General features: G+C 69.8%; 17 protein-coding genes. 6 read left to right on the forward strand and 11 right to left on the reverse strand.

From position 1 onward, the window contains the following. Positions 1 to 15: 15 nt before the first annotated feature. The 10 genes from ABD256_RS09930 to ABD256_RS09975 form a co-directional block, all read right to left on the reverse strand. Entirely contained in the window at positions 16 to 1,470 is a 1,455-nt protein-coding gene (locus ABD256_RS09930; protein WP_344415928.1) for a pyridoxal phosphate-dependent decarboxylase family protein, read from the reverse strand. A 94-nt stretch (positions 1,471 to 1,564) separates the two neighbouring features. Further along, complete coding sequence (locus ABD256_RS09935; protein WP_344415931.1) at positions 1,565 to 4,072, reverse strand: ABC transporter permease; 2,508 nt, start codon at positions 4,070 to 4,072, stop codon at positions 1,565 to 1,567. Between the two features lie 8 nt (positions 4,073 to 4,080). After that, positions 4,081 to 4,815 carry an ABC transporter ATP-binding protein gene (locus ABD256_RS09940; RefSeq protein WP_344415933.1) on the reverse strand — a complete coding sequence of 245 codons (735 nt, stop codon included), beginning with the start codon at positions 4,813 to 4,815 and terminating at the stop codon, positions 4,081 to 4,083. 1 nt (position 4,816) lies between these two features. Continuing rightward, entirely contained in the window at positions 4,817 to 5,236 is a 420-nt protein-coding gene (locus tag ABD256_RS09945; RefSeq protein WP_344415935.1) for a DUF1707 SHOCT-like domain-containing protein, read from the reverse strand. 112 nt (positions 5,237 to 5,348) lie between these two features. Then, positions 5,349 to 6,272, reverse strand: a complete 924-nt coding sequence (locus ABD256_RS09950; RefSeq protein ID WP_344415938.1) for a quinone oxidoreductase family protein — start codon at positions 6,270 to 6,272, stop codon at positions 5,349 to 5,351. Between the two features lie 297 nt (positions 6,273 to 6,569). Then, positions 6,570 to 8,117 carry a GMC family oxidoreductase gene (locus ABD256_RS09955; protein WP_344415940.1) on the reverse strand — a complete coding sequence of 516 codons (1,548 nt, stop codon included), beginning with the start codon at positions 8,115 to 8,117 and terminating at the stop codon, positions 6,570 to 6,572. Beyond that, complete coding sequence (locus tag ABD256_RS09960) at positions 8,118 to 9,677, reverse strand: APC family permease (protein WP_344415942.1); 1,560 nt, start codon at positions 9,675 to 9,677, stop codon at positions 8,118 to 8,120. Between the two features lie 37 nt (positions 9,678 to 9,714). Continuing rightward, positions 9,715 to 11,193 carry an aldehyde dehydrogenase family protein gene (locus ABD256_RS09965; protein WP_344415945.1) on the reverse strand — a complete coding sequence of 493 codons (1,479 nt, stop codon included), beginning with the start codon at positions 11,191 to 11,193 and terminating at the stop codon, positions 9,715 to 9,717. Positions 11,194 to 11,317: 124 nt separating this feature from the next. Next, positions 11,318 to 12,517, reverse strand: coding sequence for an acyltransferase family protein (locus ABD256_RS09970; protein WP_344415949.1), 1,200 nt, complete (start codon positions 12,515 to 12,517; stop codon positions 11,318 to 11,320). Beyond that, on the reverse strand, positions 12,514 to 14,535 hold the full coding sequence (locus tag ABD256_RS09975; protein ID WP_344415952.1) for a glycosyltransferase family 2 protein: 2,022 nt from the start codon (positions 14,533 to 14,535) through the stop codon (positions 12,514 to 12,516). Before ABD256_RS09975 ends, ABD256_RS09970 begins: the two co-directional genes overlap by 4 nt. A 331-nt stretch (positions 14,536 to 14,866) precedes the next feature. Between ABD256_RS09975 and dxs the strand changes: the two genes are divergently transcribed. Together dxs and ABD256_RS09985 are read left to right on the forward strand one after the other, a co-directional pair. Continuing rightward, on the forward strand, positions 14,867 to 16,804 hold the full coding sequence (gene dxs, locus ABD256_RS09980) for a 1-deoxy-D-xylulose-5-phosphate synthase (protein ID WP_344415954.1): 1,938 nt from the start codon (positions 14,867 to 14,869) through the stop codon (positions 16,802 to 16,804). Between the two features lie 99 nt (positions 16,805 to 16,903). Then, positions 16,904 to 17,815 carry a LysR family transcriptional regulator gene (locus tag ABD256_RS09985; RefSeq protein WP_344415956.1) on the forward strand — a complete coding sequence of 304 codons (912 nt, stop codon included), beginning with the start codon at positions 16,904 to 16,906 and terminating at the stop codon, positions 17,813 to 17,815. Positions 17,816 to 18,083: 268 nt separating this feature from the next. Here ABD256_RS09985 and ABD256_RS09990 read toward each other — a convergent pair whose 3' ends face one another. Continuing rightward, a complete protein-coding gene (locus ABD256_RS09990) occupies positions 18,084 to 18,542 on the reverse strand; it encodes a 13E12 repeat family protein (RefSeq protein ID WP_344415958.1) in 459 nt (152 codons plus the stop codon). 275 nt (positions 18,543 to 18,817) lie between these two features. Between ABD256_RS09990 and ABD256_RS09995 the strand changes: the two genes are divergently transcribed. The 4 genes from ABD256_RS09995 to ABD256_RS10010 are packed head-to-tail and all read left to right on the forward strand — an operon-like array spanning position 18,818 to position 22,440. Beyond that, complete coding sequence (locus tag ABD256_RS09995; protein ID WP_344415960.1) at positions 18,818 to 19,960, forward strand: CaiB/BaiF CoA transferase family protein; 1,143 nt, start codon at positions 18,818 to 18,820, stop codon at positions 19,958 to 19,960. Positions 19,961 to 19,970: 10 nt separating this feature from the next. Beyond that, entirely contained in the window at positions 19,971 to 20,738 is a 768-nt protein-coding gene (locus tag ABD256_RS10000) for a crotonase/enoyl-CoA hydratase family protein (protein WP_344415962.1), read from the forward strand. 5 nt (positions 20,739 to 20,743) lie between these two features. Continuing rightward, positions 20,744 to 21,490, forward strand: coding sequence for an acetoacetate decarboxylase (locus ABD256_RS10005; RefSeq protein WP_344415964.1), 747 nt, complete (start codon positions 20,744 to 20,746; stop codon positions 21,488 to 21,490). Next, positions 21,487 to 22,440 (forward strand): 3-hydroxyacyl-CoA dehydrogenase NAD-binding domain-containing protein, encoded by a 954-nt coding sequence (locus tag ABD256_RS10010; RefSeq protein WP_344415966.1) that lies wholly within the window; start codon positions 21,487 to 21,489, stop codon positions 22,438 to 22,440. Before ABD256_RS10005 ends, ABD256_RS10010 begins: the two co-directional genes overlap by 4 nt. The last annotated feature ends 1 nt before the right edge of the window (position 22,441 follow it).

The raw sequence follows: 22,441 nt of genomic DNA on the forward strand, positions 1-22,441 counted from the left end.
AGTATGGTGTGCTTGTCACGAGCCTTTGTGGAAAGCGGGGAGTTGTGCCGCGAGTCTTTCGCCCAGTTCCTTGGTGACGGCGAACAGCAGGTCGATATCGGCTTCGGTGGTGAGCCAGTTGACGATCGCGGGCCGCAGTGCGGTGACACCCCGGTAGCGCGTGGTGCCGACGAAGACCCTGCCGTCGGCGACGATCGCGTCGCCGAGCCGCTGGTTCAGCAGGTCGGTGTCCACATCGGACAGTCCGGCCGGGCGGTAGCGGAAGCACACCACGCACAGCCGTACCGGGGCGAGCAGTTCGAAGCCGGGGGAGTCCTCGACCAGCTCGCCGAGGTGGTGCGCCAGGTCGAGGTGCCGTTCGACCATCGCGCGGTGCCCCTGCCTGCCGTAGGCCCGCAGGGTCGCCCAGATCGGCAGCGCGCGGGCGCGGCGTGACGATTCGGGGCCGAGGTTGTTGTAGTTGACCCGCACCTCGTCGGGTTCCGGGAGGTACGGCGCGTTCCAGCCGCCGAACGCCCTGCCGAGGATTCGCGGGTCGCGCACGAACGCGAAGCCGCTTTCGTAGGGCACGTTCAGCCACTTGTGCCCGTCGGCGATCACCGAATCCGCCCGTTCGACGCCGCGCACCAGCGGTGCCGTGCGCGGCGAGGTCGCGGCGAACAGCCCGAACGCGCCGTCCACGTGCAACCAGGCGCGATAGGACTCCGCGAGATCGGCCATCCGGTCGATCGGGTCGAAGTCCCCGGCGTTGACCTCGCCCGCGTTGGCGATGAGCACCGCGGGCGCGTCGAGTTCGGCCAGCCTGCGTTCCATCGCGGCGAGGTCGGCCGCGCCCGTGTCGTCGCGGGCGAACGTCTCGACGGCGTCCCTGCCGAGGCCGAGCACCTGCAACGCCTTGCGGCTGCTGGCGTGCACGTATCCGCTGGAGAGCACCGGCATGCGGGGCAGGCCGGTGAGCCCGTCGGCGGTGACGTCGACCCCGTGGCGATCGGCCCACCACCACCGCGCGCAGGCCAGCGCGGTCAGGTTGGCGAAGGTCGCGCTCGGGGTCAGCACGCCGCCGTGGCCTTCGGGCAGGCCGAACAGGTCCTTGAGCCAGCGCAGAGCCACCGTCTCGACATGGGTCGCGAGCGGCGACGACAGCCACAGGCCGGAGTTCTGGTCGAGCAGCGTCGCGAGCCAGTCGCCCGCCTGCGCGGCCGGTGTCGCGCCACCCACCACGAAGTGGAAGAACCGAGGGCCGGACGAGCGGGTCGCGGTGCCCGTGCCGACCCGCACGAGCCGGTCGACGGCGGCGAGCGTGCCGTCGCCGGCGTCCGGGAGCGTCCCGTCCAGTTCCGCGAGCAGGGTCTCCGCGCGGGTGTCGTGCACCAGCGCGTCCGAAAGCGTGTCCAGGTACGGCTTGACCGCCTGTGCGACGAGTTCGAACGCTTCGGTGGCGAGCTCGCGGTCGCCGAGCGGATCCGTCATGGGTCCAGATCATCACACCGGACCACCCAGCCGCCAGCATTTTCGGCTCCGGCGGACGCAGGCGCCGCCGAGTCTGTCCACTGGGGACAGCGGACTACTGCCCGCCGCCGATGCTCAGTTCATCCACGGGTTTCCGCTTCATCGCGAGCCTGCCCGTGATGGCGGTGACCGGCCACACGATCAGGAACGCGGCGTCGACCACCACGACGAACACCCAGATCGGCCCCGATGGCAGCACCGACCCGGTGGCGATCGCGATCGGCAGTACGGTGAACAGCGAGATCACCGTGCCCAGTGCCAGCGCCAGTACGCCGAGCACGGTGCCTTCCACGAACAGCATGCGCGTCACCTGCCGCCGGGTGGCCCCGGCCAGGCGCTGCAAGGCCAGTTCCCGCCGCCGTGACAGCACCGCCACCCCGAGCGTGTTGACCGCCGCGATCGCGGCGTACGCGATCGCGAGCACTGCGAGGAGGTAGCTGATCCACGCCTGCACGTCGACGCCGGTGGCGAACTCGGCGGCCAGCACGCCGCCGTCGCCGACGGTCGTGCCGGGCCCGGCGACCTGGCGTACCCCAGACGCCAGGTCGCCGGTGCCGCGGACGAGGATTTCGCTCGCCAGGCCGGTGCTCGTGTGCGGTGCCAGCAGTGCCGCGGGCACCACCACGCTCGGGTAGTTCGACGAACCGTCCAGCAGCGCGACCACCGCGACCTCCACGCGCGCGCCGTCGCCGAGCCGCAGGGTGACCTTGGCGCCCAGCCCGGCGCCGAGGTCCTCGGCTTCGGATCGGGGCAGCGCCACGGAAGCGCCGCCGAGGTCCCGCAACGACCCTTCGGCAACCGGCGTGTTCAGTACCGGGTCCGCGGTCTGCGCGTCGACGCCGAGCAGGGTGCTCGGGTCGCTGCCGTTGCCGTCGTAGGGCTCTTCGACCCAGCCCTTGCTGACCACCAGCGACGACACCGCCGTCACTCCCGGCACGCCGCGCAGCCGGGTCGCGAGATCGGGCGAGACGACCCTGTCACCGGAGGACACCACGACGTCGGCGCTCAGCTCGTCGGCGCGCGCCGCCGTCGCGGCCTCGCTCTGGGTGGTCTGCGCGTAGATGTTGCCGAGCGCGATCGCGGTGGCCAGCGTCAGCGGCGTCAGCACCGCGGCGAACTGCCGTGCCCGCGCCCTGATGTTGATCACCGCGATCGCGCCGCCGGAAAACCGCCGGAGCACCGGAACCGCCATACCCGCCAGGACATGCACCAGCTCCGGACCGAAGAGCCCGGCCGCGATGGAACCGGTGAGCACCGCGGGACCGCCGACCGCGGACGCCGTCTCCGGGTCGAGGAACATCGTGGCGACGGCGAGCGCGACGGTCGCGGCCGCGAAGGCCTTGCCCAGCGTCCTGCGCACGGGTCCGAGGTTCGCGGTCGGGATCGCGGCTTCGGACAGTGCCTGGATCGGCCGGGCCCTCGCCGCCGCTCTCGCCGCGAAATGCGCGGTGAGCCACGGAATCCCCAGCGCCAGCAGGAAACCGCCCGCGAACGGGACGAGTCCCTGGTGGAACACGAGCTGAGTGGGGAACACCCCCTGCGCGGTGCTCGCATCGAAGATCTGGCCGCCGGCGAGCGCGCCGGCGGGCAGCCCGCACACCGCGCCGAGCAAGGCGACCGCCATCGTCTCGGCGACCACCATGCGGTGTGCCTGCGCCGGGGTCGCCCCGCTGGCGCGGAGCAGGGCGAGTTCCTGCTGGCGCTGGCGCACCGAGAGGCTGATCGTCGCCGACACCACGAGCGCCATCACCACCAGGACCATGCCGCCGAACACCGCCGCGAGCAGGATCAGCGGCAGCCTGCTGGCGCCGATGCCGGTGTATTCGGCCGCGCCGCGGTCGTCGCCGGTCAGCACGCTCGCGCCGGGGGAGAGTTGCGCGCCGAGGCGTTCCGCGAGGTCGTCCACGTCCACACCGTCGGCGGGCACGACCCCGATCGCGTCCACTTTGTCCGATCGGGGGGACAGGCGTCGCGCGTCGTCCTCGGCGAAGAACAGCGCGGGTGCGTCGATGGCCCGCTCGCCGTGCAGGATGCCCGCGACGGTGAAGGTTTCCGCGCGCCCGCCGACGACGAGGTCGATCGGCGCGCCGACCTCGGCGCCGCGCCGGTCCGCCGACGCCTCGTCGAGGCTCACCTGGCCGGGTCGTGGTTCGGCGCCTTCGCGCACCGTGAACGGGGTCAGCGCGGCGGACGCCCAGTTGTGTCCGAAAAGGACATCGGTACCGGGTTCGTCTCCCGCGATGGTGGCGGCGAAGGTGATGTCCGGGACGGCTTTCGCCACACCGGAGGTGGCGGCGACCTTCGGCAGCACCGAAGGATCGACGCCGGCACGCTCGGGGTAGGCGACGGTCTCGCTCTCTTCGTCGGGGAGTTTGAACCCCTCGGAACCGGCCACGACCACCGGCGCGCCCGCGAGCCGCTGCGGGACCGCGCCGAGCCGGATGGCCGACTCCATCAGCCCGCCGCAGGCGATCAGCAGCGCGCAGCCGACGAGCACCGCGACGAACGTGGCAACCGAGGCGGCCGCGCGGAACCGCAGGCTCGCCAGCGCGAGCCTGGTCATCGGCCGGTTCACCGCGCCCGCCCAGTCAGTCCGGCCAGCTCGGCGGCCACCGCGTCCGCCCTCGGACGGTCCACTTCGGACACTATGCGACCGTCCACGAGGAACAGCGCGGAGTCCGCGTGGGATGCCGCGACCGGGTCGTGGGTCACCATGACCACCGTCTGGCCCGCCTCGGCCAGTTCGCGCAGGAGCGCGAGCACTTCGAGCGCGGTCTGGGTGTCCAGCGCCCCGGTCGGCTCGTCGGCGAAGGTGACCGCCGGGCGGACGGCGAGCGCCCTGGCCACCGCGACGCGCTGCTGCTGGCCGCCGGAGAGCTCGCCCGGCCGGTGCTTCGTGCGGTCGGTGAGGCCGACCCGGTCGAGCACCCTCGCGACCCACGCGTCGTCGGGTGCGCGCCCGGCGAGGATCGTCGGCAGCGTGACGTTCTCCCACACGGTGAGCGCGGGCATCAGGTTGAACGACTGGAACACGAAGGCGACCCGGTCGCGCCGCAGCACGGTGAGCTCGGTTTCGCCCAGCCCGGTCAGTGGTGTGCCCGCGAGTGTCACGGTGCCGGAGTCGGGCTGGTCGAGCCCCGCCGCGCAGTGCAGCAGGGTGCTCTTGCCGGAGCCGGACGGACCCATCACGGCCGTGAAGCTGCCCGCGGGAAAGCCGAAGGTGACACCGTCGAGCGCGGTGACAGCGCTGTCGCCGCGCCCGTAGGTCTTGCGTACCGCCTCGAGGCGGACGGGAGAGTTCGTCATGTCAGCCGCGCACCCGGTAGACGGATTCGGTGAGCCGCCAGAGCACGGCCACCACGAGGCCGCCGCCGACGACCGACCACAGCCAGAACGGCGGCGCGAAGTGCAGGCCGATCACGCACATCAGCAGCCAGACGGCGATCTGCACGACGTTCACCCCGAGCAAGGCCCAGGTGACCACCCGGCGCACGGTGACGAGACCAGCGGGTGGCACGCCGGGCAGCCCGTCGAGGACCCGCCGCACGGCGTCACGGGTGCCTGCCGCGTTCAGGCGGTCCCGGCGCTCGCCTGCCTCCTGCTCGGTGAGCGCGCCGTCTTCTCGGGCGCGGGCGAGCCGGCTCGCGACGCCCTCGCGGTCGGCGGCCGAAGCCGGGACCCGCTCGGACATGAGCATCCGCATGAGCAGCGGCGCTGTCTCGGTCATGGTGCTTCCCCAGTTTATTTGTGTAAGGTTCACACAGTTTAGGGAGCGCGGGTGACCAGGGCAAGGTCATACCCGTTTCAGGGCAGAGTGTCCGAATGGGAGCGCGCGAGCGTCAGTGCCGCAGCAGCACGCGGCCGAGGTTGCGACGCGACTCGATCAGCTCGACGGCCTCGGCGAGCCGGTCGAACGGCAGCGTCGTGGCGGCGGGACGCAAGGCGCCACCGGCCAGCAGCGCCCACAGCTCGGCACGCCGCTCGTCCACCAGCTCGGGCTGCCGCCTGCTGATGAGGCCGATGGAAAAGCCGATGACCGACTTCAGCTCACCGAGCAGGCTCCCCGCGTCCACGGTCCCGCCGCCCGCGCTGAAGGCGACGAGCCTGCCGTGGGGCGCGAGCGCGTCGACGCCCCGCTGCACCAGTTCGCCGCCGACGCCGTCGAGGACGACGTCCACCGGCTCACCCCAGCTTTCGCCGGAGTAGGTCACCACCTCGTCGGCTCCGCACGACCGCGCGAAGTCCGCCTTGTCCGCCGAGCCGACCGCGGCGACCACGCGGCTCGCGCCAAGGGCCTTCGCCAGCTGCACCGCGAGATGCCCCGTCCCGCTCGCCGCCGCGGTGACGAGCACCGACTCGCCCCGTTCGAAGCGCGCGGCGCGCAGCACCGACAGCGCGATCAGCCCGCCGCGCACCAGGCTCAACGCGTCACCGGCGTCGATTCCTCGCGGAACAAGGGAAATCAGCGCCGGAGATGCGAGCACGGCGTCGGCGTAGAGGCCCTCGAACACCACGCCGCCGACCCGATCGCCGATCTCGTACCCGGTGACCTCCGGCCCGACGGCGGCCACGTGCCCGACCATCTCGCCACCGGGGCCGCTCGACGGCATCGAGCCGCCTGCCAGCATGCGCACGATCCCGATCCCGACACCGACCGCTTCGGTGCGCACCACCAGCTGGCCCGGCCCCGGCACCGGTTCGGCCAGCTCCGCCACCTCGAACGGCTGCCTCGTACCCTGCCCGTCGAACCTGATGCCGCGCATGTGTCCCCCTTCGCCGATGATCTCCGCGGCAGCGTAGAGCATCGGATCCGGGTGACCACGCGAATAAACGCTCAGTGCCCTTGTCGGCACTGGTCGTATGGGGCAGCTCATGCCCCGAAGGGGGCCTTTGCGGCGTCAGATTCCCTCAAGGGCCCCTTCGGGGCGCGAGCGCGGAAGCGGGAAACGAGGGGCGAGCTACCGGGCCCCGGCTCATGCCCTGAAGGGAGCCCTCAAGGCATGAACGGCCCGCCCGCGAAAACCGAGAGCGCGGCCTCATGCTCCCCGAAGGGCAGGCGGTCAGGCGTCTTCCTTGAGCATGTCCGCGCACTTCTCGCCGATCGCCATCGTGGTGATGCACGGGTTGACCGCGACCAGGAACGGCATCGCCGAGCCGTCCGCCACCCGCAGGTTCGAGACGCCGCGGACGCGCAGGCGCGCGTCGAGGACGGCGTTCGGGTCGTTGTCGCCGCCCATTTTGGCGGTGCACGAGGGGTGGTAGACGGTGTTGTGGGTCTTGCGCAGGTAGTCGGCGATCTCGTCGTCGGTTCGCGCGCCGGCGCCGGGGGCGAGTTCGGTGCCGGCCCATGCGGCCATCGCGGGCTGGGCGACGATCTCCCGCGCGAGCTTGATGCCGTAGGTCATCACGCGGATGTCGTGCGGGTCGGTGAAGTACCGGGGGTCGACCTTCGGCTTGTCGCGGTAGTCCCTGGTGCGCAGCCGCACGGTGCCGTGCGACCTGCTGCGCGTCACGTTCGGGGTCAGGCAGAAGCCGTTCTCCGTGGTCGGGTAGCCGTACCGGAGCGTGTTCAGGTCGAACGGGACCGAGCCGTAGTGGAACATCAGGTCCGGCCGGTCGAGGCCGTCCTCGGTGGTGGTGAAGATGCCGATTTCCCACCACTGCGTGGAATCGCTCACCATCGGCTGCTTCGCGTCCCACTGGATCAGGCCCTCGGGGTGGTCCTGCAGGTTCGCGCCGACGCCGGGGGAGTCGTGCAGCACCTCGACGCCGACCTCGCGCAGGTGCTCGGCCGGCCCGATACCGGACAGCATCAGCAGCTTCGGCGTGTCGATCGCACCGGAGCTGACGATGACCTCGCGGCGCGCCTTGAGTTCGATGCCGTGGATCAGGTCCGGCGCCAGGTACTCGACACCGGTGCAGCGCTTGCCTTCGAAGGTGAGCCGCTTGGCCCGCGCTCCCGTTCGGATGTCCAAATTGGACCGCTTTCCGATGATCGGGTGCAGGTAGGAGACCGAGGCGGAGGACCGGGTGCCGTCCTCGCGCGCGTTGATCTGGAACCAGTTCGCGCCGTGTGTGACGGTGCTGCCCGAGTTGAACTCGGTGCGCGGGATACCGGCCTGTTCGCACGCTTCGAGCAGCGCGGCGCCAGCCGGGTCGCGCGGCGGGACCGAGCGGATCGTCACCGGGCCGGAGCGCCCGTGGTGCTCGCCCGGCCCGTCATTGGTCTCAAGCCGTTTGTACAGCGGGAAAACGTCCTCGGCCGACCAGCCGTCGAGCCCGAACGAAGCCCATTCGTCGAGGTCTTCGGCAGGCGCCCAGAAGGCGATGCACGAGTTGTGCGAGGAGCAGCCGCCCAGCACCTTCGCCCGCGCGTGCCGGAGGAACGAGTTGCCCGACTCCTGCGGCTCGACCAGGTAGTCCCAGTCGTACCCGGACTCCAGCAGGCCCATCCACTGGTTCAGCCGGAGCACCGCGGGGTCGTCCACATCGGACGGACCGGCCTCCAGGAGGCAGACGGTGACGCCGGGGTCCTCCGAAAGCCGCGCCGCGACCACCGATCCCGCGGTGCCGCCACCGACGACGACGTAGTCGAACTCCTCGTTCACTTAAGCGCTCTCCTCTCGAACCTCTTGGACCTCGGACGGGGGCTCGTCGGCCGCGGCCTTCGCCGCGTGATCGGCCAGCACCCCCACCTTCTTCCGTTGCACGAACCAGTAGTAGGCGAACCCGCCCGCCGCGAAGACCGCGACGAACAGCACCGAGCTCCACTGCAGGTACCAGTGGAACGGCGGGGTCGCGTTGTAGATCTCCGCGCGCGGCCAAGCCAGGTTCACCGTCCAGAACCCGCCCCACAGCACCGCGACGACGTTGACCGGCAGGCCCCACTTCCCCAGCGAGAACCGGCCTTCCGGCACGTTCTTCGGCGGCCACTGCCCGCGCAGCCGCTTGATGAGCATCGGCACGGTGACCATCAGGTACGAGATGTAGATCAGGATGATGGCAAGGCTCGTCACCGCCGAGAAGATCTGCGACGAGTTGATGTTCACCAGCAGCAGCACGATCGCGATCACGCCGATGAGCACCGCGGGCAGCACCGGGGTGCCGGTCTTCTTGCTCACCTTCGCGAGCTTCGAACCGCCGGGGAGCGCGTTGTCGCGCGCCATCGCGAACGCGATCCGGATCGCGGCCGTGTGCACCGCCAGCACGCACACCGTGATCGCGATGCCCACCACGATCAGGAAGACGCGGCCGATCGTGCCGCCGAGCGCGTCGGTGAGCACGAACTGCAGGCCCTCGGTCGCGAGCTGCGGCGCGTTCACGTCGCTCACCGCCATCAGCGCGAACAGGATGATCAGGCCGCCGAGCAGTGCCGAGGCGATGAGCGCGCGCAGGATCGCCTTCGGCGCGTTGCGGTGCGGGTCCTTCGACTCCTCGCCGAGCGAGGCGGCCGTGTCGAACCCGTACATCACGTACGACGACGCGATCGCGGCGATCAGGAACGCGCTGAGGTAGCCGCCGGTGTGGTTCGCGCCGGTGTCGAGCGTCTCGGTGACCACCTCGGGGCCGCGGACGAAGTGCGCGGCGAAGAAGATCACCAGCAGCACCGCGAACACCAGCTCGATGAACACGCCCGCGCTGTTGATCCGGGCCATCAGCTTCACGCCGAACGCGTTGACCAGCATGGTGAACACGATGAGCAGGCTCGCCAGCAGCACGCCGTTGGCCGCGTCGCTGGTGCCGGTGCCGTCACCGATGATCTGGAAGCCGCCCCAGATCTGGGGGAGCGTGCGCTGGTAGGCGAGCGCGGTCGCGGAGATCGACACGATCGACGCGAGCAGCATCATCCAGCCCGCCAGCCAGGCGAGGTGGTTGTTGGAGAGCTTCTTCGCCCAGTTGTAGACCGAACCGGCCACCGGGTAGTGCGCCGCGAGCTCGGCGAAGGTCAGCGCCACCATCAGCTGGCCGACGAACACCATCGGCCACGACCACCAGTACGCCGGGCCGCCCTGCCCGAGCCCGAGATAGGACAGCTGGAACACGCCGGTCAGCACCGAGATGTAGCTGATGCCCGCGGCGAAGGTGTGAAAACTGCCCAGTGTCCGCTTCAACTGGTTGGTGTAGCCGAAATCGCTGAGTTCCTGGTCGCCGCCACCCTGTGTGCTCAAGGCGCCTCCTGATCAGTCCACTATGGAATTTACGAGTTCAGCCCTGCTCGCCGGAGAACCACTTCGGCGGCACCGGGCGCAGGTTCTGGTAGATGTGCTTGGCTTCCTGGTACTCGGCCAGCCCGCTCGGGCCCAGCTCGCGGCCGAATCCGGACTGCTTGAACCCGCCCCATTCCGCCTGCGGGAGGTAGGGGTGGAAGTCGTTGATCCAGATGGTGCCGTGGCGGAGGCGATTCGCCACGCGCTGCGCGCGCGAAGCGTCGTCGGTGAACACCGCGCCGGCGAGGCCGTAGTGCGTGTCGTTGGCGATGCGGACCGCGTCGTCCTCGTCGGTGAACGTCTCGACGGTCAGCACCGGGCCGAACGACTCGTCGGTCACCGCGGTGCTGCCCTGGCGGACGCCGTCGAGCACGGTCGGCAGGTAGTAGTAGCCGCCCGCGAACCGCTCGCCCTCCGGACGCTTGCCGCCGGTGCGCAGCACCGCGCCCTCTTCGATCGCGGTCGCGACGTACTTTTCGACCTTTTCCCGGTGCTGCGCGGAGATCAGCGGCCCGGTCTCGGCGTCCGGGTCGAACGGCCCGCCGAGCCGGATCAGCTCCGCGCGGCGGACGATCTCGTCGACGAAGGCGTCGTGGATCCCCTCCTGCACGATCAGCCGCGCGCCCGCGGAGCACACCTGCCCCGAGTGCAGGAAGATCGCGGTGATCGCGTAGTCGACGGCGGTTTCGAAATCGGCGTCGGCGAACACCACGTTCGGGTTCTTGCCGCCGAGTTCGAGCGCGACCTTCTTGACCGTGGCCGCGGCGGAGGCGGCGATCACCTTGCCGGTGGCGAGCCCGCCGGTGAACGACACCAGGTCGACGTCGGGGTGTTCGGAGAGCGGGGCGCCCACTTCGCCGCCCGCGCCCAGCACGAGGTTCGCGACCCCGTCGGGCACGCCGGCGTCGGAGAGCAGGCGCATCAGAAGGATCGAGGTGTGCGGGGTCAGCTCGCTCGGCTTGAGCACGAAGGTGTTCCCGGCCGCCAGCGCCGGCGCGACCTTCCACACGGTCTGCAGCAGCGGGTAGTTCCACGGCGTGATCAGCCCGCAGACCCCGACCGGTTCGTACACGATCCGGCTGAACGCGTCCGGGTTCCCGGTGTCGACGACGCGGCCGGCGTCGTTTCCGGCGAGCTTGCCGAAGTACCGGAAGCACGCGGTGATGTCGTCCATGTCGAGTTCGCTTTCCACCAGCCGCTTACCGGTGTCGAGCGATTCCGCGCGGGCGAACGCGTCCTTGCGCTGTACGAGCAGGTCAGCGGCGCGCAGCAGCGCGTCACCGCGCTCGGCCGCGGGGGTGCCAGGCCACGGGCCGTTGTCGAAGGCGTTCCGTGCCGCCGCGATGGCCGCCTCGGTGTCCTCACGGGTGCCTTCGGCGACCTCGGCCACCAGTGAGCCGTTGGCGGGGCACCGGATCTCGCGGGTACCGCCCTGCTTCGCTCCGACCCAATTGCCGTTGATGAAAAAGTCCGCCATCAACCTCTCCAGTTTGGACAGTGCGTGCCACAGCGCGGGCCCGGCCCGCGCCGGATCGGAATCCTACGCTGAAAACGGGCCGCACCGCTCATTCAGCGGTGCGGCCCGTGACGTTCCGTACGGTTCAGACGGCGAGCGGCTCCGGTGCGTAGTACTCGCGGGGCCTGCCCTTCGAATCGAAGGCCGCCGCGATCTTCATGCCCGTCTTCTCGATCGCCTGGTAGCTGAGCAGCGCGACCGGGATGGCGAGCGCCAGCAGCGCCACCGCCGTCACGACGAACGCGGAGGGCGACCCCGTCGACGGAAGCACGCCCAGCGTGTCGAGCACGCGCAGCACCGGCTCGTGCCACAGGTACAGGCTGTAGCTGGCGAGCCCGACGGTCACCGCCGGCCGCCAGCTCAGTATCCGCGGCGGGGGAACCGTCGTGAGCGTCGTGCTGGCCACCACGAACGCGCAGCCGACCGCGACGACCGGGTGCAGGAACGGGTCCGGGAGGTACCCGTTCGAGCGCACCCAGTGCGCCAGCACGATCACGCCGAGCCCGAACAGCGCCGAGGTCCACCGCGACCACCGGTGGGCGAGCTTGACGCCGGCGGCGGCCAGCACCGCCATCAGCAGCCCGATCGCGAACAGGTCCAGCTTCGCCATCGGGCCGAACCAGGTGGACCACGACGAGGACGGCCGGTGCCAGACGAACTTCGCGAGCAGCTTGTAGGTGAGGCTGAGCGCGACGAGCGTGCCCGCGCCGCCGTAGAGGACCGCGAGCTTCGCCCGCTTGCTTTCCAGCCGCGCGCAGACGCGGTAGGCGAGCGAACCGAGCAGCGCCAGCAGCAGGTAGAAGTGCATCTCGTCGGCGAGCGACCACGCGGGTCCGTCGGTCCAGAAGATGTACTGGTCGCTGTAGACGTGCGTGAAGGTCAGGTGCAGCAGCAGGTCCTGCCAGTGGCCGGGCAGTTCCGGGTTGGACACGAACCAGACCACCAGCACCACGATGAAGTAGGCCGGGATCAGCCGTGACACGCGCTTGATCAGGAACACCTTCGCCGGCCTCGGCCCCGATTCGCCGAGCGCCGCCTTCGCCACCGGTAACCCGAGCAGCAGCCCGGACAGGACGAAGAACAGTGCGACGAACAGGTCGGTGCTCATCATCACTTCGTGCCAGACGGTGCCTTCCAGCGGCCACTTTTCGTTCCGGTTGAACTGGTAGGCGTGGAACGTCGCGACCGCGATCGCCGCGAGTGCGCGGTAGACGTCGAGCTGGAACCGGCGCGGCGGGGCGGCCTCGCGCGTGACCTTCCTCGCCGACGGCAGCACCGCGGTCACGCCGTGCGCTCCCGCGTGGACGGTGCCTGGCGCGGGGTGATCGCCCACTTGCGCTCGCCGGTGAGCTCCTTGATCTGCGCGACCCTGGCCACGTGGTTCTTGAACTCGGTGTAGAAGAACGTGGACACCACGAGGTAGGCGAGGAACCAGCGGGGATGCTTCCGCACGTCCGGCGCGGCGAGCCGCCACGCGAACAGCACCTGGCTCGGGCCGGAGGACAGCGTGTAGATGGTGCACAGCACGAACACCGGCACGAACCAGTCCATCTTCCCGAACCCGCCGTCGCGCCAGAAGATGAACGCCACCACCGGGATCATCTGGATCGACAGCCACGGGTAGACCTCGCGCCAGCCGAGCAGGAACGTGATGCCGAGCTTGTTGCGCACGGTCAGCGCGTTCGAGCGCAGTGCCGGGCCGAGGTGGCGGCGCGACACCTGGAACCAGCCCTGCGCCCACCGCACGCGCTGCTTCCACAGCGCGGACAGCGTCGCCGGCGCCAGTTCCCTGCTGATCAGGGCGGGGTCGTTGACCACCGTCCGGCCCGAGAGCAGCACGCGGATCGACGAGTCGATGTCCTCGGTGAGCATCTGGCCGTGCATGCGGGTCTCGTGCAGCACCTGCGTGCGCCAGAACCCGTTCGAGCCGCCGAAGAGGCCGAACCCGTGCAGCTTCGCCCGGCCGGGGTGGTTGACCGCGTAGATCGACTCGAACTCGACCGCGACGGTCCTGGCGACCCACGACGCGTCGCCGTTGCGGATGAGGCAGTGTCCCTGCACGACGTCGGCGCCGTGCGAGAGCCAGCGCCACGCCCTGCCGAACGCGTCGGGCGCCGGGTGGTGGTCGGCGTCGAAGACACCGACGAACTCGCCCGTCACGAGTTCGAGCGCCGCGTTGACGTTCTGCGCCTTGGATGTGGAGTAGGGGACCTTCAGCACGACGAGCCGGGGATCGCGGGCGGCGAGGTCGTGCAGCTCCGCTTCGATCGGCATCGAGGTCGGCGTGTTGTAGGCCAGGATCACCTGGAGCGGGCCGCCGTAGTCCTGGCGCAGGAACGCGTGCAGGGTGTCGACGATCGTGGCCGCCTCGTTGGGGAGGTAGGCCGGGATGATCGCGGACGCGGCGGGTTCCGGTGCCGCCGCCTTCTTCGGCGGGCGATCGGGGTCCAGCGCGAAGAAGTTCTCCGTCCAGATCACGATCGCGGTGACCACGAGCGAGGCCGTGACCACCAGGTACACCGGGGTCGCGAGGTCGATTCCGTCCGCGTAGAAGGACACGAGCAGCGCGAACGGCACCGCGATGCCGAGCACCAGGGTGGCCAGCGACTGCAGTGTCGTGCGGAGCGGGCCCGTCGACTTCTTGCGCTTCGGCGTCGACGGGGGTGCCCACTTGCGCGGGATCAGGTCGAGCTGGCTGGTCGCCAGCTCGGCCGCCTCGGTGGCCCGTTCGACGAGCTTGTGCGGGTCCATGCTCACCGGCCGGTCGGCGGCGTCGGCCCAGCCGATCACCGGTGTGATGGTGAGGTGCTCGTCGCCGAGCTCGATCGGCAGCCTGGCGAGCCGGGTGGAGATGCTCCCCAGCCTGGCCTTCACCTGCCAGTTCGCCGCGCCGCACAGGGTCAGGATCACCCCGCCGTGCTCGTCGGGCGTGATGTGCTCCTGCTCGGACAGCTCGGTGCGCAGGATCCAGGCGACCTGTTCGAGCACGCGGTCCAGCCCGTGCTTGCCGAACCGGGATTCGATGCGGGGCGCTTCGACGAAGCGCACGACCGCGACGTTCGGCGGCCTCCGGTGGCTCGCCGGCCTGCTCAGCACGCGCAGGGTGTGCTGGTGCCACCGCTCGTTCGGCGCGAACGCCGCGTGGGCGGCTCCCGGTTCCGCCGCCTTGGCGTACCGGGTGTCTTCTCGATGGACAAGTGTGGCTCTGGCGTCTTCGTTGGCGCCGCCGTTTCTCTGCTCGCCTGCTTGCTCGGCGAGCCTCCGCTGGTCAGTCATCTCGATCGACGGCTGAAGGAACGGCACGGCGTCGGTTCACCTCCGCGTATCATGGCTCGCTTTTGTGTTCATCCGTTCGTGGGGCACGCTACGAGTGGTTACTGCATGCGCGCCTAGTCCACTCCGTTAAGTGAGAGTGAGTTCACATACTTCGGTATCCGACTGTTAATTTCCCACTCCCAGTGACTACTTGACAGGGGGTTGGCCTGAACGGGCCAACGGCCGTTCGACCGAATGCCGAAACGTGACGGCCGCCAAACCAACGCCTCCGAGGGAGGCGATGGCGCGCGCGGCTCTCCTAGACTGGGCCGATGCCCGCGTGGACCGCGCGGGTGCGGAGACCAGGTGAGGTGGAAGCGTGGAACTGCTGGCGTCAGTCCAGGGACCGGCGGCACTCAAACGCATGAACCCGGACCAGCTCGCCAAGCTGGCTCACGAGATCCGGGAGTTCCTCATCGACAAGGTCCGGCTGGCAGGCGGTCACCTCGGCCCGAACCTCGGCGTCGTCGAGCTGACCATGGCGCTGCACCGGGTGTTCGACTCCCCGCAGGACGCGATCGTCTGGGACGTCGGCCACCAGGCCTACGTGCACAAGATCGTCACCGGCAGGCACCAGGGCTTCGACCGGCTCCGCCAGGTCGGCGGCGTCGCGGGCTACCCGATCCGTGCCGAGAGCGAGCACGACTTCGTGGAGAACAGCCACGCCTCCACCGCCCTGTCCTATGTGGACGGTCTGGCGAAGGCGTTCCAGCTCTCCGGCGGCGGCAGGCACGCGGTCGCCGTGGTCGGCGACGGCGCGCTCACCGGCGGCATGTGCTGGGAGGCGCTCAACAACATCGCCGCCGGCCCCGACCGCCCCGTGGTCATCGTGGTGAACGACAACGGCCGCTCCTACTCGCCGACGATCGGCGGTCTCGCCGACCACCTCGCGTCGCTGCGACTGCAGCCCGGTTACGAGCGCTTCCTCGACGGCGGGCGCGCGATGCTGCAGCACACCCCCGTCGTCGGGAAGCCGATCTACGCGGCGCTGCACGCGGCCAAGGCCGGGATCAAGGACGCGCTGAGCCCGCAGGTGATGTTCTCCGACCTCGGCCTCAAGTACCTCGGCCCGGTCGACGGGCACGACCTGGTGGCGCTGGAGAAGTCGCTGCACAGCGCGAAGACCTTCGGCGGACCGGTGATCGTGCACGTCGTCACCGAGAAGGGGCACGGCTACCCGCCCGCGGTGACCGACGAAGCCGACCAGATGCACCAGACCGACCCGATCGACCCAGCCACCGGCAAGCCGAAGCCGAAGGGGCGGAGCTGGACGGCGGTGTTCGGCGACGAGCTCGCGAAGATCGGGGAGGAGCGCGACGACGTCGTCGCGATCACCGCGGCGATGCAGCGCTCGGTCGGGCTGCAGAAGTTCGCCGAGGCCCATCCGGACCGGTGGTTCGACGTCGGCATCGCGGAGCAGCACGCGGTCACCTCGGCCGCGGGCCTGGCGATGGGCGGCATGCACCCGGTCGTCGCGGTGTACTCCACCTTCCTCAACCGCGCCTTCGACCAGCTGCTGATGGACGTCGCGCTGCACCGCCAGCCGGTGACCTTCGCGCTCGACCGCGCCGGGATCACCGGTCCGGACGGCCCGAGCCACCACGGCATGTGGGACCTGTCGCTGCTCGGCATGGTGCCCGGCATCAGGGTCGCCGCGCCCCGTGACGCCGAGACCCTCCGCGAAGAGCTGCGCGAGGCCGTCGCGGTGTCCGACGGCCCGACCGTGCTGCGGTACTCGAAGGGCTCGGTGGTCGAATCCGTCCCCGCGGTGGAGCGGATCGACGGCGTCGACGTGCTCTACCGCCCTCACGACGGCGCCGGGACGGACGTCCTGCTGGTGGCCGTCGGCGCGTTCGCCCCGCTCGGGCTCGCCGCCGCCGACCGGCTGGCCGACCAGGGCATCGGCGTCACCGTCGTCGACCCGCGCTGGGTCCTCCCTGTGCCGGAGGCGCTGGTCAAGCTGGCCGAGCAGCACCGGATGGTCGTCACCGTCGAGGACAGCGGCAGGCACGGCGGGTTCGGCTCCGGTCTCGACGCCGTGCTGCGCGACGCCGACTGCCCGGTCCCCTTGCGCGATCTCGCGGTGCCGCAGCGGTTCCTCGACCACGGTTCGCGGGAAGAGGTGCTGGCCGGGGTCGGCCTGACCGCGCAGGACGTCGCGCGCAGGGTCACCGAGTGGGCCGCGAACCTCCTCGGCCAGCCCCAGCGCACTCGGGTCGACGCCACCGACGCGGAAGCCACCAGCAAGGAGTCCTGAAAGCGCTCCTCGGGGGTGGCTCACCTGCCCTGAAGGGAGCTTCCGATGCCGAAAGGCTCCCTTCAGGGCGTACGGCATCGCCCTGGGTAGGCTCGCGGCGTGGAGATGTTGCACCTGCGCTACTTCGTGGCGGTCGCCGAGGAGCTGAACTTCTCGCAGGCCGCGAAGAAGCTGCACATGGCGGCGTCCCCGTTGAGCCAGCGGATCAAGGATCTCGAGCACGAGCTGGACCAGCAGCTGTTCAACCGCAGCACGCACAAGGTGGCGCTGACCCAAGCGGGCGAGGCGCTGCTCCCGCTCGCCCGGGATGTGCTCGACCGCGTCTCGTCGATCCCGTGGAAGGTCCGCGAAGCCGCCCGCCCCGGCCGCAGCACCCTGTTCGTCGGGATGCCCGCCGGGGTGCACCCCGCGCTGCGTGAACGGGTGAAGGACCTGGAGGAGCGCACCCGCGAAACGGCCGAGCTGAAACGCTGGCCCGGCGGCACCGCCGAACTGGTCGCCGACGTGCGCGACGGCAAGCTGGCGCTCGCGCTGGCCAGGCTCCCGGTGACCGACCCCGCCCTCGAAGTGCTGCCGGTGATGACCGAACGCCTCGGCGCGGCCGTCCCCGCGGACCTGTTCCCCGGCCGCACCTCGCTCACCGTCGCCGACCTGACCGGACTGTCCTATGTGGCCGATTCGGCCGATTCGACGCCCGTCTATTTCGACGAGCTGGACGGCCGGCTCGCCGCGGCCGGGGTGAAGAAGCGCATCAAGCTTTCCTCGTCCGGTTACGCCGGTATCGCGGAGCTGGTTTCCACCGGTATCGCCTTCTCGATTTCCATGCTCGACCCCGGCTCGCCGATGCAGCTCTACCGCCTGGACAACGTGACCATCCTCCCGCTGGAAGACTTCGAGGCGACCCTGGAAACCGGCCTGGTGTGGCGCGCCGACCGCGGCGGTCATGGCGGCGACCTGGAGGGACTGGTCAGCCGCGCACGCGAGGTCTTCGCCGACCCGCTGGAGACCTGAGCGCCCCGAGCGCATCAGCCGAATCCGGTGGGATCTTCGGGGTAGCTGCGCCGGTTGGGCGCGGTGCGTGGAGGTACTTCCGCATGGCGCTGGGTGGCCGGTAGTTTTCATTCAAGCGCAATTGACCCATGGTGCGCTTATCCCCTGGCGCTTGTTGGCAGTTCGGCGAACAGGGGCGACGATCCGTGATCCCCGTGCCGGATTTCCAACCTGCGCGCCGCCACCTTCTCCTGACGCCGCCGCTCGTACCCCTCCGGGTCGACCCGCATCAACAACGAGTCGACCAACCTCCGCAGTGCGGCGGATTCCGGTTCTCGAACCTCCCCGCTAACTGAGAGTCGATTTCGGCGGCCACCTCTTCCGACGCGCACGCGGTCGCCTCGAACGCACGGGAGGCCGCGTACTCGTCAATGAGCCCCGCTTCCATCGCGGCCAGGGTGCACGGCAGGTATGAGGTCAACGCGTCAGCGAGCGCCACCTTCCGCTCCGCCGCAGCCTGCGTCACGGCATGCAGCAACCCCACCTGCCCCACGGTGGATCTTCGTGAGGACACTTGCTCCATCTCCGCTATTTCGCGCAGCAGCGTTGCCTGCTGATACCGAATAACCCGCAACCGCCGAGCCGCCGAGCCGCCGAGCCGCGGAGTCGGAAAGCACGCGAACCCGATAAAACTCTTCTTCAGAAGACATGTCACGATTCTGTCAACCAGCAAAACGTTTTCCGTCACCCAATCAGGTGCAGGAAAGGTCACAGCTTGCCACAGCGGGACCACAACGACGCAAACAGCTAACGGGACCGACAATGCGTCGGGAATGGCACGTCAAGGCGATCAAGGAAATCCGTTCCCCACGGCGCGCCGCAGGCGTGCTTCAAACTCTCGCCGTCCCCCTGGGAATGGTATGACCACCCCAATCACACCATTATGCGCTTCTTGATCGTTCCCTTCCCGGAAAGACCCGATTACCGTCGAAACCAGAGCAGAGACCACGAGGAGATGACGGAATGAACACCGGACCACTGACCGGCATAAGGGTGATCGACCTCTCCACCGTCGTAATGGGCCCCTACGCCGCACAGATCCTGGGTGACCTCGGCGCCGACGTGATCAAGATCGAGTCCCCCGCCGACACCGTGCGCGTCGGCCAGTACCGGACCACTCCCGGCATGACCCCGCTCAACCTCAACGTCAACCGCAACAAGCGGAGCGTGTCGCTCAACCTCAAGGACGAGCAGCAGAAAGAGCAAGCGCTCGAACTGATCGACACCGCCGACGCGATGATCACGAACATGCGCCCCGGCGCGCTGACCAGGCTGGGCCTGGACTACGACGAGATCGCCGCCCGCAACCCGAAGCTCGTCTACGCCCACGCCCAGGGCTTCCGCAGCGACTCCGGCCAGGCCGGCAACGCCGCCTACGACGAGACCGTGCAAGCGTCCTCCGGTCTGGTCGACATCGCGAACCGCGCCCTCGGCGAGCCGGTGTACCTGCCGACGATCCTCGGCGACAAGGTGTCTTCGCTGACCATCGCCTACTCGGTGCTCGCGGCGCTGCTGCACCAGCGGAAGACCGGCGAAGGCCAGTACGTCGAGATCCCGATGACCGACACGCTGATCGCGTTCAACCTGGTCGAGCACCTTTCCGGGCACGTCTTCGAGCCCCCGCAGGGAGAAACGGGCTTCCCGCTGTCGATGTCGAAGGGGCACCGCGCGGTCCGCACCAAGGACGGCCTCGCCTGCGTGATCCCGTACAACCCGCAGAACTTCCGCGACTTCTTCGCCGCCGCGGGCAGGCCCGAACTCGCCGAGGACCCGCGCGTCAACGGCGACGCGATCGACAACGCCGACACCGAGGCGCTGGCCGCGATGATCGAGGACTGCGCCCCGGCGCTGACCACCGCGGAATGGGCCGAGGTCTGCGCGAAGCACAGCATCCCGATGGCGCCGGTCCTCGAACTGGACCGCGCGGGAGAAGACGACTACGTCCGCGACGGGCACCTGCTCGACAGCGTCGAGCACCCCAGCGAGGGCACCATCCGCTCGGTCGGCATCCCGGTGCGGTTCTCCGCGACCCCGGCGTCGGTCCGCAGCCTCGCCCCGCTCCCCGGCCAGCACACGGCCGAGGTCCTGAGCGAACTCGCGAAGTAAGGAGAAAGCCATGAGCACGCCCGAAGTCCGCACCGAGGCCATCGGTTCGACACTGCTCATCACCATCGATCGCCCGAACGCCCGCAACGCGATCGACGCCGCCACAGCCGCCGGAATCGCCGAAGCGCTGGACCGGCTGGAGACGGACCCCGCCCTCCGCGCCGGGGTGCTGACCGGAGCCGACGGCACGTTCAGCGCCGGGATGGACCTCAAGGCCGCGCTACGCGGTGAATCCCCGTCGATCGAGGGCCGCGGGTTCGGCGGCCTGACCGAGGCCGAGACCACGAAACCGCTGGTCGCCGCCGTCGAGGGCTGGGCGATGGGCGGCGGGTTCGAACTCGCGCTCGGCTGCGACCTCATCGTCGCCGCAGAGGACGCCAAGTTCGGGCTGCCGGAGGTCAAGCGCGGGCTGATCGCCGCGGGCGGCGGGGTGATCCGGCTGCCGAAGCGGATCCCGCACCACCTGGCGATGGAGTTCCTGCTCACCGGCGAGCCGGTCAGCGGCGCCCGCGCGGGCGAACTCGGCCTGGTCAACCGCGTCGTCGAGAGCGGTGAGGCCACCGCCGTCGCGCTCCAGCTCGCCGAGCTGATCACCGCCAACGCGCCGCTCGCGCTCGCCGCGGTCAAGAAGATCGTCCGTGCCGCCGAAGGCATCTCCGAACCGGAGGCGTTCTCCTTGCAGCGCAAGGAAATGTCCCAGCTCATGCAGTCGAAGGACGTTCGCGAGGGAATGACCGCCTTCGCCGAGCGCCGCGACCCGAAGTGGGAAGGGAAGTAAGCTCGATGAAGACCGAAGAAGTTCTTCAGCACGTGACCACCCCGCTGGTCAACCCGGCGTTCGCACCCGTGGTGCCGCGGTTCACCGATCGCGAGTACCTCAACATCGTCTACCGCACCGACGAAGCCGCCCTGCGCGCCGTCGTGCCGGAGCCGCTCGAAATCGAAGAACCGTTGGTGCGCTTCGAGGTCATGAAGATGGGCGACGTCAGCGGGTACGGCCCGTACACCGAATCCGGCCAGGCGATCCCGGTCACCTTCGACGGCGAACGCGGCGAGTACCTGCACGCGATGTACCTCGACAACTTCCCGGCCACCGCGTCCGGGCGCGAGGTCAGCGCCTACCCGAAGACGATCGGGTCGCCGAGCCTGTTCGCCGACAACGGAGCGCTCGTCGGCACCCTCGACTACGGCTCGCAGCGCGTCGCCACCGCGACCATGGGCTACAAGCACCACGTGCTGGACCTCGCCGAGGCGGCGGCCCAGATCACCGTGCCGACGTTCATGCTCAAGTTCGTCCCCGGCTACGACGGCGCGCCCCGCGTCGCGGAGCTGGTCCGCACCGAGATCACCGACGTCGTGGTGAAGCAGGCGTGGGCGGGACCCGCCCGCCTCCAGCTTTTCGAGCACGTGCTGGCGCCGCTGGCCGACCTGCCGGTGCGCGAGATCGTTTCGGCCAGCCACATCCTCACCGACCTGACCCTCGCCCCCGTCAAGCCGGTGCACGACTACCTGAAGGGAGTCCGGTCATGACAGTGTTCGAGGAAGCGGAGTTCAAGCACGCGGCGGTGATCGGCGCAGGCACGATCGGGCTGTCCTGGACGGTCCTGTTCGCCGCGCACGGCATCCGGGTCGCGGTCTCCGACCCCCGGCCCGACCTGGCGGACGCGGTCGACGCGGCGCTGAAGGAGTTCGCCCCGCACCTCGCCGAACGCGGTCTCGACGTCACCGGCATCGCCGATCGCGTGCGCCTCGCGGCCGATGTCACCGACGCCGTCCGCGACGCGGATGTGGTGCAGGAGAACGGTCCCGAGAACCTCGAGTTCAAAAAGGACCTGTTCGCCACGCTCGTCGCCGAGGCACCCGCGCACGCGCTGCTGCTCAGCTCGTCGTCCGCGATCCCGTCGACCGCGTTCACCGGCGAGCTGGCGGACGCGTCCCGGGTCCTCATCGGACACCCGTTCAACCCGCCGCACCTGATCCCGCTCGTCGAGGTGGTACCGGGGGAGCGGACCGGCGCCGACGCGGTGACCCGTGCGGTGGAGTTCTACCGCCTGCTCGGCCGCGCCCCGGTGGTGGAGCGCAAGGAGATCCCCGGTTTCGTCGGCAACAGGCTGCAGAACGCGCTCAACCGCGAGGCGATCTACCTGGTGGAGCAGGGTGTCGTCAGCCCGGCCGAACTGGACGAGGTGATCACGAACTCGCTCGGCATCCGCTGGTCGACGGTGGGCCCGTTCCTCGGCTCGCACCTCGGCGGCGGCCCCGGTGGGTACCGGCACATGGCCGAGCACATCGGCGTGTCCATGAAGAAGATGTGGGCCGGTCTCGGCCAGCCCTCGCAAGGCCCGGAAGAACAGGAACGGCTCATCGAGGCCGTCGAAAACGCTTACGGCTCCTCCACGTACTCGGAACTGACCGAGGCGCGCGACCGCAGGCAGCTCGCCGTGCTGTCCGCTTTGGACGGTACAAGGGAGGAGAACTGAG

Origin of the sequence: Amycolatopsis minnesotensis (genome assembly GCF_039529815.1) — a bacterium.
Lineage (GTDB): Bacteria > Actinomycetota > Actinomycetes > Mycobacteriales > Pseudonocardiaceae > Amycolatopsis > Amycolatopsis minnesotensis.